Below are 15,492 nucleotides of genomic sequence, written 5' to 3' on the forward strand. Positions count from 1 at the left end.
TGTTGTGTACGAGGTGTATCTTAACACCTCTAATCAGGTGGCCAAATTCACTATGCCACTACAAGGTGATATATCTAGTGAATGATACGCTTGATACAAAGAATTGCTAAAAGAACTCATCATCCAGTTTAAAAGAGTGGTTACTCTTTAGTGAGCTAGAGATACAAAAAGCCCTTACGAACAAGAGAGATTTTGTAAGGGCTCGACTTTCTTTTTTGGGGGGATTATTTCTTCCAGTCTTTAAGCTCGAAAGTTAAGGTATGAGAGTCATTTGACAAAACCAGAGTGTCTTTGGTTAAGGTAATGTCACTCCATTGTGATAACGTCTGAGAGAATGTTTGCTCTAGTCCCATTGATTCTCCGATACACATCTTCATCGTCATTCCCATTTTTTCGATACGGAATTGATGATCCTTTAGCTCGGCTTGACCAAAGAAATTGTTACATCCGGCGTTACCGTTTGCCATCAGTTTCTCACCGATTTCAAGACGTGGTCTCTTTTGTTGTTCGTTAGAGGGGATCTTTTCTCCGTCTATGCTGACCAGTTCCCAATTATGGTGCTGGAGATCTTGAGCTGTAACTTTTTTGACGCCACCCCCATTGCTTGCACACGCTGTCATTATAAAAGGTAGAGAGGCAGCTACAAGTAACGTTTTTGGACTAAACTTCATAATAATAAACTCCGGAATATATAAAGCCATATAATCAGCTAGACAATTTTTATGACTCAAAGTATAGGTGAAAGCACTTGTTTTTTGTCAGTTTAGAGTCATTGTTTATTCATCATTCCATTGTCAAGACGGTAGGAGTCTTGAACTTACAATTGGTAGTGATGCACAGGTGCAGAGAGATGTATTATGGAACAGCTAGAGCTTTTTTCAGTCCCTAGCCCTTGCGTAGGTGTCTGTACTGTTGACGAAAAAGGGTATTGTAAAGGCTGCATGCGCAAGAGAGATGAGCGTTTCAATTGGCTAGAATTTTCGCCAGCAGAGCAGCTTCACATCATAAAGTTGTGTCGCCAACGTTATCGTAGGAAGATGCTTGAGAATAGAAATTCGGAGACGAAGGTGACAATGTCACAAAATGACCCGCAGCAAGATCTGTTTTAACTTGCTTCCATGCGATTATCGTTATGTTTTAAGGAGTTTAACATTCTCCACGATACAGTTACTCCCAATCATCGCTTACCCAACCCCCAATGTGTTCATCAAAATGATTACCATGAAATCTCTGAATATGCTCTTTCTGATGTTCGGAGTTTGACTTGTTATCAAGAAGTTGTTGGATATAACTGGCCATAGGATCACCGCAATCTAATCTTTCTTTCCTTGTCGCTATTTCCTTTATTAGTTGTAAACGATAGGAATTACTTGCGCGCTTCATTGGTACCTCCTTCTGCAATGACCCTTACGATAAAACCTTAGAAGTAGGGATGTTGTGCGTCAACATGGCAAAAGTGTCGGCTGTAGATGATTTGACGGGTAAGTGGCAAGATACAATTTACGACAAACTGATAATATTGTTGTTGAACTGGTAGTTAGATAATATGACTATCGGAGAGAGGTGCTTTTATTGTCATAAAAACTTCATAAATTAATTGATATAAAAGTTTTTAGTGTGATGGGATCTTGAAGACTTATCCGGAGCCAAATATATTAGGCTCCGGACAGTGTATAAAACAGGTACTATTTGTATGCTTGGCAAGTTTGCTTTGTAACAATCTCATCGATCATTAACTGACCGCGAGTATTTCGCATTTTAATCCTATAACTTAGCCCCACATCTAAGTTGTTTTTGGTCTCTTGCCCACTACAATAACTTTTAATGCTGGTCTTAAGCACCTGTTGAATGGGTTTGGCGCCTGAAGCATCTTGGTTGTAGACCATCATTATTTCTATCATAGTGCCATTAGAGTTTGCTCTCATGATAGTGAGAGGGCCAACCTCCATTGGCAGCTCTGCAGCAATAATATTGGCTCGGCTATGAGCTAACATCTCAAGTTGACGTTGCTCTCCTGACGAAGAACACCCTGTAACCAAAATGGCGGTTAGCATAGCTAGAGAGAGTTTCAGTTTCATATTAGAACACTTTTTTGTACGGCTTAATTATGACTTGTTCATAGACCCCCGCATCGACATATGGGTCACTGTCTGCCCAATCTTGGGCTTGTTGAAGGGAGTCAAATTCAGCGATGACAGTAGAACCTGAAAAACCAGCATCTCCAGGGTCGTTGGAATCAATTGCAGGCATAGGACCTGCAGTTAGGAGACGTCCTTCATCTTGAAGTTTTTGTAAACGAGCTAAATGAGCTGGTCGAACGCTCAATCTTTTTTCGAGAGAATTTTCAACGTCTTGAGAAAAAATCACGTACCACATATTGTTGTCCTCATGTTCGAATATGTCGAGAGACATTGGTTAAAGTCTGTGAAACTCAACTGTACAGAATGTAACGGTTTTTAAAAGGGGGTCTGACAAGAAACTGTGAAATTAGTGCCGTTTGATTGCGCGTGGTTTGCCTTCTGTATCGATTGCCACATAATTAAATGTTGCATCACAGACCATAAAGCGTTCTCCGATGCCATTTTCTTTTACAGGTTTGACCCACACCTCGAGATCAATGTTCATTGAGCTTGTGCCAATTTTCTTACATTCTCCATAACAGCACACAACATCACCGACACGAACGGGTTTTTTAAATGTGATGCTTGATACCGACACGGTAACAATGCGTCCTCCCGAAATTTCTTTTGCCAGAATACCGCCTGCCAAATCGAGTTGTGACATAATCCAACCACCGAATATATCACCATTGGAATTGGTATCAGCAGGCATAGCGAGAGTGCGCAGCAGAAGCTGCCCACGTGGAGAGGTGATTTTTTGACTCATAAATAGACATCCATAAAATAAAACAGCGACCTATTATGGCCGCTGAAAATCCCACCAAGGGAAGCGTTAGCTTTACTTATGCCCCTCTTGAGAAAGGTCTAATCTCAACAGGTTGACTATCGGGGATTATATCAATATCAATTAACTATTCACCAGTATTTGACTACGATTTTTCATTTGGTAAATGCTTATAGATGTAGATACCAGTGATGATAGTGTAGCCAAAGGTGGCCGCTAACAGACCAAATACTTTAAAGTTAACCCATACGTCGAGAGGAAGTTCGTAGGCAACATAGATGTTAATTCCTGCACACAAAGAAAAAAATATCACCCAAGCCCAGGTGACTTTGGCCCATACGTGATCGGGCAAACTAATTTCTTTACCTAGCATTCCTTTAATAGCCGATTTACCGATCGCATGGCTAATGGCAAGGCCAAGAGCAAAGAGCACATAAACGATAGTTACTTTCCATTTAATGAAATTATCATCATGAAGAAAAATAGTCATACCACCGAACAAAGCGACCATGACAAAGGTAATTAATTGCATTTTCTCTACTTTTTTGAACAGAAAATAGGTCAGAATAACTTGAACTGCAGTGGCCACAATAAGCGCACCAGTCGCGACATATATGTCCTGCATCTTGTAAAGAACAAAAAAGATGATCAGTGGGATAAAGTCTAATAGTTGTTTCATTGCAAAAATCTAAAGTTTCGATATTGCGCATAGTTTAACTAAATATGGCCTTCGAACATAGGCCTTAGACGTATTATGATACAAACTTGTTGGAATAATTTAAGCCGCTTATGAATAACCGACTTAAATTATTATGGTTTGCATGTAATGACATCGATTCAGCGCACAGTGCTAAGTACCGATTACCAATACATTTCCAGTGCCGATACAAGAGGTTTGATATCCTCCAGATACCCTTCCTCTCGCAAATTGGAGACTGCAACCTGCAGCTCTTCGTTGCTCATTGAGAAACAGCTCGATTTGCCCATCATGTGATTGAGGTAGTCATGATACTCATGTTCAGTAAAGTGACCGATTCGGTCGACCAGCAAACATTTTATTCCGTGGTGAATGAGTCGGTAGTATGTGTGTCGATGAAGTTCCATATCCAGCTTCTCCTAGCTAATCCAATCTGATCATGTTGCAGATTGGGACGTGGCTTCGACAAAATGTTGCCACTTGTGATTAATAATTTTGATAAAGCATATAGGGTGCCATAGTGATGTTAGAGGGCTAGTTTTTATTATTTTGTCTTTATTTCATACAGTTAAGTAGGAGTTTTCTTTTGAGATAGTAAACAAAGAATGGGACCAGATATGAATCATGTTGCATTTTTCGGTGTCATGCTCATATTGCGAGTCGTTTTGAGATTAAAAAAACAAAAATTTTATTGTCTGAGATGAGATTCTTTTACTATCGAAGTTTATAGTAGGTTTTTATTTTAATGTATTGAAAAATAAGCTTTTAATAAAGCTTGCACAAAGAAAGCCTCCCTAATTACATGATAAAATTAACATTAAAGCCGTATTCAACCAATAAAAAAGTTGGCGAAAATCAGAAGGTTGGCATACACTTTCCCAAGTATGGCCGATATGTTGTTGATTGGCTGAGCAAAATGCTTTGGCGCTGCTTGCAAAGCAGCAATGTTAAACATAGCTTTGAGGAAAGTTTTATGGCGCTCACAAAGGCCGATTTGGCTGAGAACCTGTTTGAAAAGCTTGGATACAGTAAACGGGATGCCAAGGAAACGGTTGAGGCGTTTTTCGAAGAGATTCGTAAGGCTCTAGAAAGTGGCGAACAGGTAAAACTGTCTGGATTCGGAAATTTTGATCTTCGTGAAAAAAATGAACGACCGGGTAGAAACCCAAAGACGGGTGAAGACATTCCAATCAGTGCTCGCCGTGTCGTCACCTTCCGTCCTGGGCAGAAACTAAAAGCTCGAGTGGAAAATGCTAAGGTCAAAGGCTAATAAGCGAACTGCTCACCAGTCAGGACCTAAAAATTCTAGAAGACGGAGTTAGTTGTAACCCGTCTTCTATTTGTTTTGCGTCGTTTGACCTTACGGTTAATCTCGCTTCCAGAGAACATGGCAAAACTTATGTTCTGTGTCTCGACTTATGAGCAAACGGGCAAAGACGTCGTCTAAAATATCGCTGTCTTCATTGATTAGTCCTATCCGAACTTCGGCATAGCTATTTTTGTCAATATCAAATCCAACATGTTGTGACCAGTCATCACCAGTTTCTACCAACTCAGCCGCACCTCGTTCGTCGAACTGAGCGGTGAAGAGAATGACATCTGCCGGTTCGAGATTATCTGCAGCCATCTCGAGAAATATGTCATAAGCTGCTTCGATAGCGTCATCATACGAAATCAGCATAAACTAAGCGCGGCTCATATATTTGCGTTCTGCTGTATTGATGATAATCCGATCACCAGTGGCAATATACTCAGGTACTTGCACTGTTAGACCTGTGGCAAATCGAGCGGGTTTGGTTCTTGCTGACGCGGAAGCTCCCTTTATCGAAGGGTCGGTTTCTTCTATCACTAATTCAACGGATGCGGGAAGTTCAAGACCCACGGCGTTGTTGTCTACCACGATGACATGCAGCCCTTGAATTTCTTCAGTCACAAAGAGCAATTCATCTTCAATGTCTGATTTCTTAAACGTGAATTGAGTGTAGTCTTCGTTGTCCATGAAGATGTACTCTTCACCATCGATATAAGAGAATGCGACCGCACGTTTGAACATGTCAACAGTATCGACAACATCATCGGATTTGAATCTTTCATCGACGCGAGCTCCAGTAGACAGTTCCACGCAGCGTAGTTTGTATATTTTTGCACCGCCTCGACCACCTGGGGTTGTCACTTCAATATCTTTGATTAGTAGTGTTTTACCATTTGATTCGATAGCAAAACCCTTTTTAAGCTCACTTGCCTTTGGCATGAATGTATTTCCTTAGTATGAAATGGGACTGGTGTATTATATACATAGAGTTTAAACGAAGGAATATCTTGATTCGTGCCAATGTGTGGGCGAACATTAGAGGATAGAATGTCTAAAAATTATTGTAATCAGGGATATGCGTCTTTCAGTTATTGATCCTAACCAACCGTTTCAGGAAATGTATCAGCCAGCGATAGATGAACTCGTGAGTTTTCTCAAGAGTGGGCTGGGCGAGAACCTACACAGTGTTTACATCTATGGAAGTGTTGCGCGAAAACGAGCTGAGCCAAACTTATCAAACCTTGATGTAATTGTGGTATCGAAAGAGAGCTTCAGTGATGTAAGAACGACCCTCTTCAATTCAATAAAATGGCGCTTTCAAAAATCTTACCCGTTTATTAATGGCGTAGCCATCACCAATACGTTGGCGGAAGAGATTGCGAGCTTAGACAGTATATTTTCTTGGGGATTTCAGCTACGTCATTGCTCGGTTTGTGTTTACGGTGAAAATCTCGCTGAATGTTTTGGCGATTACGAGCCAAGCTGGGAAGTTGCCAAACACTGGAATATGGATGTAGAGAATTGGGTTGCAGTCTATAGAAATCGAATTGCTCGTTCAGCAACACCAGAAGAACAAATCAAATCTCAAGTTATTATTGCGAAAAAACTACTCAGAGCCAGCTATTCTCTGGTGATGTATAAAGACAAAAACTGGTTTGAAGATCCTATAGAGTGTGGCAACCATTTCTTATGTTATTACCCAGAGAAACAGGTAGAAATTGAACGATTGGGGATTTTGTTATCTGGACGTTTTATCGCAAAACGTTCCGTGATAGGAATTCTCGACGGTTATGGAGAATGGCTGGTTAAACAGTATCAAAAAACAGAATTTCGTATTGGCTAGGTCGTTTAGAATTAGAACAAACCTAATTGAGGTTCACATAGACTCCTAAAATTGATCCCTACAAATGGCAAAATGGCTTCTGCGACGGGCTTAAGTTGTTTATCGATGTAATGTTGGTAGTTTATCGGACTTTTTAAATATTCCAGTGGCTCCGGTCCGTTAATTGTTATCACATACTCAATTCTACCTTTGTTCTGGTACTGAAGAGGTCTTCCTAATTGAGCATTGATATCATCGGCTAGGCGGGCTGCTCTTACTTGAGGAGGAATGTTCTTCTGATATTCATGGAGTTTGCGTCGCAGACGTTTTTGATAGACAAGTTCTGAGTCAAACTCACCCGCTAACGTTTGTTCAACAAACTCTATGATATAATGGGTCGGATCTTGTTCATGAAAAACCATCGAATAAAGTTGATATTGAAAGCGTTGCGACAGGGGAGTCCAATCGGTACGGGCGCTTTCTAGGCCTTTAAACACAATTTTTTCTGACTTGCCTTCGCCAATCAGTCCAGCATAACGCTTTTTTGATCCAGTTTCCTGACCCCGAATCGTTGGCATCAAAAACTTCCGATAATGGGTTTCATACTCTAATTCAAGAATCGACGTTAAGTTATATTCTTCCTTAAGGTGCGTGGTCCACCACGAATTAATATCGTCTACGAGTTTTTTCCCTATTTCATCGGCTTGTGGCTGGGAGAATTTTCCATTTAACGACACGAAGGTGGAGTCTGTGTCACCATAGATGACTTGATAGCCTTTGTCCTCGATGAGTTTTTGGGTTTGCTTCATGATTTCATGCCCACGCATAGTAATACTTGATGCCAAGCGTGTATCAAAGAAGCGGCAGACAGATGAACCTAACACACCATAAAATGAATTCATGATGATTTTTATCGCTTGTGAAAATACCTTCTCATGATTGTGTTTGGCTTGATCTCTAGCGGCCCAGAGCTGCTCAATCATAGCAGGTAGGAAGTGTTTGCTACGATGAAATTGTCCTCCGCGAAAACCTGGCACAGCTTGGTGCTCCTGTTTACCTATATCCAGTTTAAGCCCTTCGACTAAACCCATAGGGTCAATGAGAAATGATCGAATGATTGATGGATAGAGACTTTTAAAATCAAGAACTAAAACAGAATCATAAAGGTTGGGTATCGAGTCCATAACGTAACCACCTGGACTTGCTAGCCAATTTTCAGATTCCAAATTTGGCGCAGCGTAGCCAGAACGGTGAATTCGAGGCAGATAGAGGTTAGTGAATGCGGCGACCGAGCCTCCCACACGATCCAGTTCAACTCCAGTGAGTTTTGAGCGTTCGATTGCAAATTCTAATAGATGAGTTTGGGCGAAAATTTTATTGACAAGAACACAGTCATGGAGATTATATTTTGCCAAAGAGGGTTTATCCTCGGCAAACATCTGATTAATTTCATCCATTCGATCGTGTACATTGTGGATTTTTTTTCCTTCGCCTAACAGTTCTTGTGACACAGACTCCAGAGACCAGCTGCGAAAGTGATATGTTGCAGTTTTAAGCGTGTCAATACCATCCATTACCACTCTGCCCGGAATGGCAACAAAAGCCTGTTGAGTGTTAGTCGATGTTCGAAAAAAGCTATTTTGGCTGGCACGCCCAAGCGTTAATTTGATTTTGTGCCAATCGGCGCGTTTGTGCAGAACTCGAAAATCAAAGTCGATGACGTTCCAGCCAATAATGACATCAGGATCGAATTGTTCAAACCAACGTAGCATGGCAAGTAAGAGTTGCTGCTCGTTTTCAACCCATTCGATATTGGTCTCTGCCTCCTGACGCTCGCCTATCATTATCACTCGGCTGTCCATTGGGCTATCAAGGCCCACAGAGTACAGTACGCCTTTCTCTGAGCACTCTATATCTAATGAAACCACTTTGAGCTGAGGCGTATAGTTACACTTTCGACACTTAGCCTTGTAGAGCCTTGTATAACCTCGTTTTAGTTGAGAAGTGCCCGTAAACTCAAGACTCCCCTGAATAAAACGTTCCATTAAATAGCGATCAGCCAGACGGATATCATCTTCAAGCACCAAAACATCTCGCTGTTTGAGTTGCTGGCTAAGTTGCTGAGAGTCTCTTATGGTCGCACAATAACATGCTGCAAGCTCGGTACCATCAAAACTTGTGAGTGAGACAGTTTTTGTCGTTGCTTGAATTCCCATCGCTTGGATAAGAACTTGGCACTGCGCGCTGTCTTTTTGAGAGATAAAAAAAACTGGCTGTTCTCCTTGGATGATTAATTGTACAGGCCCGTGGTCGGTTGATAGCCAGAGATCAATCTGAGCTTGACCGGATATGTCTCTCGCTTGGCGTGTCAATAAAAATCCTTGTTGGATTGACATGAAAAGTACTCTCAAAAAATTCGTTGTTTAGCTTATCACAAGCCTATTATCGGCTAGTAATAAATGAAGCCAGTTATTTTTGCGCCGATATCCTCTGATTGCCATTGCTGATAGTTCACTTGAGTTCTTAGAGCGAAGTGCTGGTTAAATGACCAATTCCAGCTGATGTTTACGTCTGAGTGGTTGCTATCTTCTGAGTCAATCAGTGCAAGATATTGCCCTTGTATTCCAAGTCTATGTTTCGGGTGGATTTGAAATAAAGCGCCGGCTTCAATGCCTAGGCCGAGAGTGAAATCATAGTGCGTGATTTCTCCACCATTAAGCTCCCCTGAGGCTAAAGTATAAAAGTGTGTTTTGTCTGAGGCCCCCCATGATTTACCATAACCGCCTTGAGCAAACCAGCGTTCAGATGTTGCTTTTGAAACTGGCTGACGGTCAAATCCAGTGCGTAAATTCCATGACCAACTGTCGAAGACCTTATTGCTAGGGGCTAGAGCCATAGCATCAAACAAGTAGAATCGGTCCAGTCTTGTTGAGCCCACATTGTCGATGCTCAATTGAGTATCGAGAAAATTGATTTGTGCGCCCGCTACGAAGCCTTGTTGAGAATCAAGTAAGTCGTGATAAGCTGCGCGCCATTCTAATGTAGTTTGATTGTTTTTGCTGTCCCAATATTGATAACTCAATCCCAAACGAGCTGAAGCGTGGCCTTGCTCTGGCGAAACCAAAGGCTTTTTAACGGGTGAAAAAGGAGAGGCGACTTGTATTTTACTCCTTTGGTAAAGTATTTCGGTGAGTCGTTTAGCGGTTGGATTGCGTTCTAAACCCTGATCATACAATTGGAAGTTAAGCCACTCGTACGCCAATTCCAGTATCGCTGCTCGTTGTGTATCGGAATAGTCTTCTTGGTTTGGATAATCCCCTTTGGTGGCTTTCTCTACCGCAAGGAAGAGTTGATCATCTATCTCATTGGCTTGGTGCAAAAGCCTTGTACCAAATGCAGCTCTGTATTCCGGACTGTCTAATAAATCGCTTTCCGCCAGAATACGAACCGTGTCTGAGGGAATAGCTTGGACAGAAAAGTGTTTGGTCAGAGCGAGGTCCTGACGCGCCAATTCGATCAGAGACAGCAATTGATAAGAGCAATTTTCATCTAGAAAATAATAATCAAACTCGGCATTTTGCATTTCCCACAAGTGAAGCATGATTCTCTCGACTTCCTGTGGGGAAAGTTTGAGTTTATATTCCCAGATATCTCTTGACTCAATATCGTTGTATTCTCGAACTTTCATATGGTAGGGCATGATGGCAAATCGACTCGGATATTGGCCGATAAGACCCTTTATAGCAAATTGCGCTGGATTGTCTTGCGAATCTGGCTCAGCAGCAAAGTTGACAGCAAATGCCACCAGCTCCTTATGGCGTGTTTGGTCTTTAGCATCGATGCGAAGTAAGGTGTGGCCGAACATTGAAGAGGGATTATTCATAAATGCCGTTGGAAACACGAGCGTCAGCCCCTCAGGATCAATAATGTTTTGCCAAGTTTCTAACTCAGGACATGAAAGAACAGCTTGCCTACCTTGCAGACTTTCTAACCAAAAGTACCTTGCTGGATAGCGGCATTGGGCTTGCTCGGCTATACGCTTATCTTGTGAGTAAAGCTTGGTAATGGTGGCTTGCAACTCCTTTGTTGGTGAATATTTACCTTCTGGTGAAATAAAAAATGAAGCACTATCTATGGTGCTTTTATAACCGGACAAAAAACCAGGCAGGTAATGACCAAGTTTTAACCAGTATGAATCCTGAGCAAGCCTATCGATATCGAACTCGGTGGCATTTACAATACTGGATGTAAAGAGACTTAAGCTAAGCAGTTGAGCAATTGTTGTTGGTACGGCCTTCATAAAGGGGAGGTTCTTATATTGGTTAGCAGTGAAAGGGGTGCCATGTATCGGTATGGATGACGACAGAGAAAATGCCACTGGGCAAGTGGCACTGAAATCTTTTATATGTTAGATAGCGTAGCCAGCAAGTTCCGTATCCTTTGACATCACTTGATTGAGATTGACAAACACTTCCTTAGATGTAACGTTTTCAGAAACAAAAACGTGTGCGAAGTTTTGTTGCACTAACGAGTTAAATTTAGCTTTGTCAGCATCATCTAAGCCCCAGATTTCAGCAAGAGTGGCCAGTGTCTCACCTTGGCCTTTCGCGATATCGCGAGCGAGATTATCAATATTTCCGTCAATAAATACGGTTAGTTTTTCCGCAGAAGTGACTTTACCAGTACCGTCACATCCTAGCGTGCCAAACGTGATACCAAAAGTTTGGTTGCCCAAAAGGCCATTTGTTGTTGCCGCAAGAATTTTGGGTACCTTTCCTTCACTACCATCAAAAATCATGGTTCCAAAACCACAGCCGATATCAGTGTCTGCGAGTACGATACCAGACATAGGTAGAGTGGATGCCAACACTGTCGCCGCTAAAAGCTTTTTCATAATAGATCCTTATAAAATTATCTCTTGATGATTCCATATAATATGTGCCTGTTAGAAGTGCACCCTGTATTCATAGTTTAGATTTTGGCCGCTTGCAAAGCGCCTGATAAGAGAATGTGTTTATAAGCCGAATTTGTAGTCATTACAGTAATATACAGCTAGACTTATCAATATTTGTGTTATTAGAGTGGTAAGCGGCAGTTATAAAAATAAGTACTTGCTAAAGTTTGCGTTTGGGCACATATTCAGAGTAAGTAACAAACCATAATTAGGTTAGAATAGGCAGCCATGCTGTTATCCACTGTTAAAAAGTGGGTGCAGAGCCAAACAAAAAGTGTGGAGATACAAGTTTGATAAATGTTTTCCTTGTAGATGATCACGAGCTGGTTCGCACAGGGATACGACGTATTATTGAAGACGTCCGTGGAATGAACGTAGCAGGGGAAGCTGAAAGCGGTGAAGACGCAGTGAAATGGTGTCGGGCAAATCATGCCGACGTTGTTTTGATGGATATGAATATGCCAGGAATTGGTGGTTTAGAATCGACCAAAAAAATCTTGCGTTTCAATCCTGACGTGAAAATCATCGTTTTAACGGTTCATACGGAAAATCCGTTTCCAACCAAAGTGATGCAAGCAGGTGCGGCAGGGTATCTGACAAAAGGGGCGGGGCCAGATGAAATGGTCAACGCAATACGTATCGTAAATAGTGGCCAGCGTTATATCTCGCCTGATATTGCGCAGCAGATGGCATTGAGCCAGTTTGCTTCTGCTTCAGAGAACCCGTTTGCGGAGCTTTCTGAGCGTGAGCTGCAAATTATGATGATGATAACGAAAGGGCAGAAAGTTACCGACATATCAGAGCAACTTAGCTTAAGCCCGAAAACTGTGAACAGTTATCGGTATCGGTTATTTAATAAACTTGGTATCAATGGTGATGTTGAGCTGACCCATTTAGCCATTCGCCATGGAATGTTAGATACTGAGACTTTGTAGTGACCGACCCCTTTGATTCGGCTTCTTTTTTAAAGACGGTTACTCATCAGCCCGGCGTGTACAGAATGTATAACGCTGAGGCTGTGGTGATCTATGTAGGAAAAGCCAAAGACCTCAAAAAACGCCTTTCTAGTTACTTCCGCACCAAAGTTGATAGTGAGAAAACTCGCGCGTTAGTGAGTAATATTACTCAAATTGATGTCACTGTGACCCACACAGAAACAGAAGCCCTGATACTAGAACACAATTACATCAAACAATATTTACCTAAATACAATGTGTTACTTCGCGATGATAAGTCGTATCCGTACATTTTTATCAGTGGGCACAAACACCCTCGGCTCTCGATGCATCGCGGGGCGAAAAAGCGTAAAGGGGAGTATTTTGGACCTTACCCTGACTCAGGGGCGGTGCGGGAAACACTGCATTTAGTTCAAAAAATTTTTCCCGTAAGACAATGTGAAGACACCGTATACAGTAACCGTACTCGCCCTTGTTTGATGTATCAAATAGGGCGTTGTGCAGGTCCCTGTGTGAGTGACATTGTCTCTGACACAGATTACGCTGAGCTGGTCAATCTTGTTCGATTATTTCTGCAAGGTAAAGATCAGCAAGTCCTATCTACACTCGTTGAAAAGATGGAAATAGCGAGTCATCAGCTAAGGTTTGAGGATGCCGCAAAGCTACGTGACCAAATACAAGCCATACGCCGTGTTCAAGAACAGCAGTTTGTTTCTCATGATTCGCAAGAGGATATGGACGTGCTTGGCTTTGCTCAGGAAAACGGGGTCGCATGTATTCATATTTTGATGATACGCCAAGGTAAAGTCCTTGGCAGTCGAAGTCATTTTCCCAAAATCCCCAGTAATACAAGCCAGCAAGAAGTCTTCTATAGCTTTCTTAGTCAGTACTACTTGAGTCACAACGAAGCACGTACTATTCCTGCAATAATTATTGCTAATGCTGATTTGATAGATGATGCGAAACCATTGCAACAAGCCTTGGGTGATATCGCAGGACGTAAGATTCATTTTCATATGAATCCAACTGGTCCAAGGGCGCGATATCTAAAACTGGCTAATACCAATGCTTTGACGGCTGTAACCAGCAAAATCAACCATAAGATGACGATTTCTCAGCGTTTTAAAGCCCTGCGTGAACTTCTCGATATGGACAGTATTTTGCGCATGGAATGTTTTGATATCTCGCATACTCAAGGTGAAAGTACCATTGCATCGTGTGTGGTGTTTAACCAAGATGGGCCAGTGAAGCAAGAGTATCGCCGCTATAATATTAGTGGTATCACAGGTGGTGATGATTATGCCGCTATGGGGCAGGTGCTTGAGCGTCGTTATTCGAAACAGATCGATGTGGAAAGAATCCCAGATATTGTATTTATTGATGGTGGGAAAGGGCAGCTTAATCGCGCTGTCGAGATCATCGCTAAGTATTGGCAGGATTGGCCCAAACGTCCTCGTTTGATTGGTATTGCTAAAGGAGTGACTCGTAAACCAGGGTTAGAGACACTCATCACGCCGGAAGGAGAAGAGTTTCATCTTTCAAGCGATGACCCTGCGCTGCATGTAATGCAACATATTCGGGATGAAAGCCATAACCATGCCATTGCTGGTCACAGAGCAAAGCGTGGGAAGACGAGAAAAACGAGTGCGTTAGAAGGTATCGAAGGCATCGGGCCCAAACGTCGACAATCTTTACTTAAGTATATGGGCGGACTGCAAGAACTTCGCCGTGCCAGTGCAGAGGAAATCGCTAAAGTTCCGGGGATTAGTATCTCTTTGGCAGAAAACATTTATCAAGCATTGAAACAATAGAAAAAATCACGCACCATAGAGTCCCGTTGTTAAGCAGTGAACAGAGCAATACGCACACGATAAGAGCCCCAATAAATATGCGTTTAACTATCCCGAACATTTTATCATTATTACGACTTCTTCTTATTCCGGTGTTTGTCGTCGTATTTTATCTCCCCTATAGTTGGGCCCCTTTTGCCGCTGCAATGGTGTTTTGGGTCGCAGGCTTTACCGATTGGTTAGATGGGATGCTGGCACGCAAGCTTGGACAAATGTCTCGCTTTGGCGCATTTATCGATCCAGTGGCTGATAAAGTTCTGGTCGCAAGTGCACTGATTTTGATTACCGAGCATTACCATAGTATTTGGGTAACGATTCCTGCGGTGACTATGATCGCCCGTGAGATCATTATTTCGGCGCTTCGGGAGTGGATGGCTGAGATAGGTAAACGCGCCAGTGTGGCTGTTTCTTGGGTGGGGAAAGTCAAAACGCTCAGCCAGATGTTTGCCTTGTGGGTGCTTATTTGGCGATACGATGATTGGATGGTTTGGCTAGGTTATATCAGCTTATATGTGGCTACAGTGTTGACTTATTGGTCAATGGCTCAATACCTGATTGCTGCTAAGGATGATCTCCTCAATGAGGAACACCACTGAAAAACGGGCTTATGCCCGTTTTTTTGTTATCGCATAGACTTTACGACAGCTAACTTAGTTAAATTCAACGGATTTATGCGACTAAAATAACCAAATTAGCGCTTTTTGACGCTTAATTAGACAAACGATTCAAAAAATAAAAAATAGTGTTGACTGATTAGTTCGAATCCGTAGAATGCATCCCGTACCCAAGAGGAACGCAGCAAAAAAAGCGAAACGATTGGAGTTACGGCGGCGCGTTGGCAGAGTGGCTATGCAGCGGATTGCAAATCCGTGGACCTCGGTTCGACTCCGGGACGCGCCTCCATTTGCGACACTAGCTCAGTTGGTAGAGCGCAACCTTGCCAAGGTTGAGGTCACGAGTTCGAACCTCGTGTGTCGCTCCAAATTTTAAGATAGTG

General features: G+C 42.3%; 18 protein-coding genes and 2 tRNA genes. 8 read left to right on the forward strand and 12 right to left on the reverse strand.

Features of this window, described 5'->3' with window-relative positions; genetic code table 11:
- Nucleotides 1–224: 224 nt before the first annotated feature.
- Nucleotides 225–671 (reverse strand): META domain-containing protein, encoded by a 447-nt coding sequence (locus tag QQK21_RS19360; protein WP_284193818.1) that lies wholly within the window; start codon nucleotides 669–671, stop codon nucleotides 225–227.
- 186 nt (nucleotides 672–857) lie between these two features.
- Between QQK21_RS19360 and QQK21_RS19365 the strand changes: the two genes are divergently transcribed.
- Entirely contained in the window at nucleotides 858–1,109 is a 252-nt protein-coding gene (locus QQK21_RS19365) for a DUF1289 domain-containing protein (RefSeq protein WP_284193819.1), read from the forward strand.
- A 58-nt stretch (nucleotides 1,110–1,167) separates the two neighbouring features.
- Here QQK21_RS19365 and QQK21_RS19370 read toward each other — a convergent pair whose 3' ends face one another.
- The 6 genes from QQK21_RS19370 to QQK21_RS19395 form a co-directional block, all read right to left on the reverse strand.
- The gene (locus QQK21_RS19370) at nucleotides 1,168–1,383 is read right to left on the reverse strand and encodes a hypothetical protein (RefSeq protein WP_284193820.1); all 216 of its coding nucleotides are present in this window, start codon (nucleotides 1,381–1,383) and stop codon (nucleotides 1,168–1,170) included.
- A gap of 302 nt (nucleotides 1,384–1,685) precedes the next feature.
- The gene (locus tag QQK21_RS19375; protein WP_284193821.1) at nucleotides 1,686–2,078 is read right to left on the reverse strand and encodes a GspS/AspS pilotin family protein; all 393 of its coding nucleotides are present in this window, start codon (nucleotides 2,076–2,078) and stop codon (nucleotides 1,686–1,688) included.
- A 1-nt stretch (nucleotide 2,079) separates the two neighbouring features.
- Complete coding sequence (locus tag QQK21_RS19380) at nucleotides 2,080–2,376, reverse strand: YciI family protein (RefSeq protein ID WP_284193822.1); 297 nt, start codon at nucleotides 2,374–2,376, stop codon at nucleotides 2,080–2,082.
- 111 nt (nucleotides 2,377–2,487) lie between these two features.
- Complete coding sequence (yciA, locus tag QQK21_RS19385; RefSeq protein ID WP_284193823.1) at nucleotides 2,488–2,886, reverse strand: acyl-CoA thioester hydrolase YciA; 399 nt, start codon at nucleotides 2,884–2,886, stop codon at nucleotides 2,488–2,490.
- Between the two features lie 163 nt (nucleotides 2,887–3,049).
- The gene (locus tag QQK21_RS19390; protein WP_284193824.1) at nucleotides 3,050–3,583 is read right to left on the reverse strand and encodes a septation protein A; all 534 of its coding nucleotides are present in this window, start codon (nucleotides 3,581–3,583) and stop codon (nucleotides 3,050–3,052) included.
- A gap of 182 nt (nucleotides 3,584–3,765) precedes the next feature.
- Entirely contained in the window at nucleotides 3,766–4,008 is a 243-nt protein-coding gene (locus QQK21_RS19395; RefSeq protein WP_284193825.1) for a hypothetical protein, read from the reverse strand.
- A gap of 566 nt (nucleotides 4,009–4,574) precedes the next feature.
- Here QQK21_RS19395 and ihfA point away from each other — a divergent pair.
- Complete coding sequence (gene ihfA, locus QQK21_RS19400; RefSeq protein WP_114785549.1) at nucleotides 4,575–4,871, forward strand: integration host factor subunit alpha; 297 nt, start codon at nucleotides 4,575–4,577, stop codon at nucleotides 4,869–4,871.
- A gap of 96 nt (nucleotides 4,872–4,967) precedes the next feature.
- On the opposite strand, the gene QQK21_RS19405 is transcribed toward ihfA, so the two are convergent.
- On the reverse strand, nucleotides 4,968–5,282 hold the full coding sequence (locus tag QQK21_RS19405; RefSeq protein ID WP_284193826.1) for an HI1450 family dsDNA-mimic protein: 315 nt from the start codon (nucleotides 5,280–5,282) through the stop codon (nucleotides 4,968–4,970).
- 3 nt (nucleotides 5,283–5,285) lie between these two features.
- On the reverse strand, nucleotides 5,286–5,852 hold the full coding sequence (efpL, locus tag QQK21_RS19410; protein ID WP_284193827.1) for an elongation factor P-like protein YeiP: 567 nt from the start codon (nucleotides 5,850–5,852) through the stop codon (nucleotides 5,286–5,288).
- 136 nt (nucleotides 5,853–5,988) lie between these two features.
- Here efpL and QQK21_RS19415 point away from each other — a divergent pair, with 136 nt between their 5' ends.
- Nucleotides 5,989–6,756, forward strand: coding sequence for a nucleotidyltransferase domain-containing protein (locus QQK21_RS19415; RefSeq protein WP_284193828.1), 768 nt, complete (start codon nucleotides 5,989–5,991; stop codon nucleotides 6,754–6,756).
- 11 nt (nucleotides 6,757–6,767) lie between these two features.
- Here QQK21_RS19415 and QQK21_RS19420 read toward each other — a convergent pair whose 3' ends face one another.
- The 3 genes from QQK21_RS19420 to QQK21_RS19430 form a co-directional block, all read right to left on the reverse strand.
- On the reverse strand, nucleotides 6,768–9,131 hold the full coding sequence (locus QQK21_RS19420) for a DNA polymerase II (RefSeq protein ID WP_284193829.1): 2,364 nt from the start codon (nucleotides 9,129–9,131) through the stop codon (nucleotides 6,768–6,770).
- Between the two features lie 53 nt (nucleotides 9,132–9,184).
- Nucleotides 9,185–11,035 carry an Lnb N-terminal periplasmic domain-containing protein gene (locus tag QQK21_RS19425; protein ID WP_284193830.1) on the reverse strand — a complete coding sequence of 617 codons (1,851 nt, stop codon included), beginning with the start codon at nucleotides 11,033–11,035 and terminating at the stop codon, nucleotides 9,185–9,187.
- 108 nt (nucleotides 11,036–11,143) lie between these two features.
- Entirely contained in the window at nucleotides 11,144–11,629 is a 486-nt protein-coding gene (locus tag QQK21_RS19430) for a DUF3015 domain-containing protein (RefSeq protein ID WP_284193831.1), read from the reverse strand.
- A gap of 350 nt (nucleotides 11,630–11,979) precedes the next feature.
- Between QQK21_RS19430 and uvrY the strand changes: the two genes are divergently transcribed.
- The 5 genes from uvrY (at nucleotide 11,980) to QQK21_RS19455 (ending at nucleotide 15,477) form a co-directional block, all read left to right on the forward strand.
- On the forward strand, nucleotides 11,980–12,624 hold the full coding sequence (gene uvrY, locus QQK21_RS19435) for a UvrY/SirA/GacA family response regulator transcription factor (RefSeq protein ID WP_284193832.1): 645 nt from the start codon (nucleotides 11,980–11,982) through the stop codon (nucleotides 12,622–12,624).
- The gene (uvrC, locus tag QQK21_RS19440) at nucleotides 12,624–14,456 is read left to right on the forward strand and encodes an excinuclease ABC subunit UvrC (protein WP_284193833.1); all 1,833 of its coding nucleotides are present in this window, start codon (nucleotides 12,624–12,626) and stop codon (nucleotides 14,454–14,456) included. The genes uvrY and uvrC overlap by 1 nt, the downstream gene beginning before the upstream one ends.
- A 77-nt stretch (nucleotides 14,457–14,533) precedes the next feature.
- On the forward strand, nucleotides 14,534–15,091 hold the full coding sequence (gene pgsA / locus QQK21_RS19445; protein ID WP_160927001.1) for a CDP-diacylglycerol--glycerol-3-phosphate 3-phosphatidyltransferase: 558 nt from the start codon (nucleotides 14,534–14,536) through the stop codon (nucleotides 15,089–15,091).
- A gap of 233 nt (nucleotides 15,092–15,324) precedes the next feature.
- Nucleotides 15,325–15,398 (forward strand) — tRNA-Cys (locus QQK21_RS19450).
- A 3-nt stretch (nucleotides 15,399–15,401) separates the two neighbouring features.
- A tRNA-Gly gene (locus tag QQK21_RS19455) sits at nucleotides 15,402–15,477 on the forward strand.
- The last annotated feature ends 15 nt before the right edge of the window (nucleotides 15,478–15,492 follow it).

Origin of the sequence: Vibrio zhanjiangensis (assembly GCF_030161235.1) — a bacterium.
Classification (GTDB): domain Bacteria; phylum Pseudomonadota; class Gammaproteobacteria; order Enterobacterales; family Vibrionaceae; genus Vibrio; species Vibrio zhanjiangensis.

Bases quoted from the DNA above. Each gene is read 5' to 3' on its own strand.
- QQK21_RS19360 (WP_284193818.1), bottom strand. From the start codon at position 671: ATGAAGTTTAGTCCAAAAACGTTACTTGTAGCTGCCTCTCTACCTTTT.
- QQK21_RS19365 (WP_284193819.1), top strand. From the start codon at position 858: ATGGAACAGCTAGAGCTTTTTTCAGTCCCTAGCCCTTGCGTAGGTGTC.
- QQK21_RS19370 (WP_284193820.1), bottom strand. From the start codon at position 1,383: ATGAAGCGCGCAAGTAATTCCTATCGTTTACAACTAATAAAGGAAATA.
- QQK21_RS19375 (WP_284193821.1), bottom strand. From the start codon at position 2,078: ATGAAACTGAAACTCTCTCTAGCTATGCTAACCGCCATTTTGGTTACA.
- QQK21_RS19380 (WP_284193822.1), bottom strand. From the start codon at position 2,376: ATGTGGTACGTGATTTTTTCTCAAGACGTTGAAAATTCTCTCGAAAAA.
- yciA (WP_284193823.1), bottom strand. From the start codon at position 2,886: ATGAGTCAAAAAATCACCTCTCCACGTGGGCAGCTTCTGCTGCGCACT.
- QQK21_RS19390 (WP_284193824.1), bottom strand. From the start codon at position 3,583: ATGAAACAACTATTAGACTTTATCCCACTGATCATCTTTTTTGTTCTT.
- QQK21_RS19395 (WP_284193825.1), bottom strand. From the start codon at position 4,008: ATGGAACTTCATCGACACACATACTACCGACTCATTCACCACGGAATA.
- ihfA (WP_114785549.1), top strand. From the start codon at position 4,575: ATGGCGCTCACAAAGGCCGATTTGGCTGAGAACCTGTTTGAAAAGCTT.
- QQK21_RS19405 (WP_284193826.1), bottom strand. From the start codon at position 5,282: ATGCTGATTTCGTATGATGACGCTATCGAAGCAGCTTATGACATATTT.
- efpL (WP_284193827.1), bottom strand. From the start codon at position 5,852: ATGCCAAAGGCAAGTGAGCTTAAAAAGGGTTTTGCTATCGAATCAAAT.
- QQK21_RS19415 (WP_284193828.1), top strand. From the start codon at position 5,989: ATGCGTCTTTCAGTTATTGATCCTAACCAACCGTTTCAGGAAATGTAT.
- QQK21_RS19420 (WP_284193829.1), bottom strand. From the start codon at position 9,131: ATGTCAATCCAACAAGGATTTTTATTGACACGCCAAGCGAGAGACATA.
- QQK21_RS19425 (WP_284193830.1), bottom strand. From the start codon at position 11,035: ATGAAGGCCGTACCAACAACAATTGCTCAACTGCTTAGCTTAAGTCTC.
- QQK21_RS19430 (WP_284193831.1), bottom strand. From the start codon at position 11,629: ATGAAAAAGCTTTTAGCGGCGACAGTGTTGGCATCCACTCTACCTATG.
- pgsA (WP_160927001.1), top strand. From the start codon at position 14,534: ATGCGTTTAACTATCCCGAACATTTTATCATTATTACGACTTCTTCTT.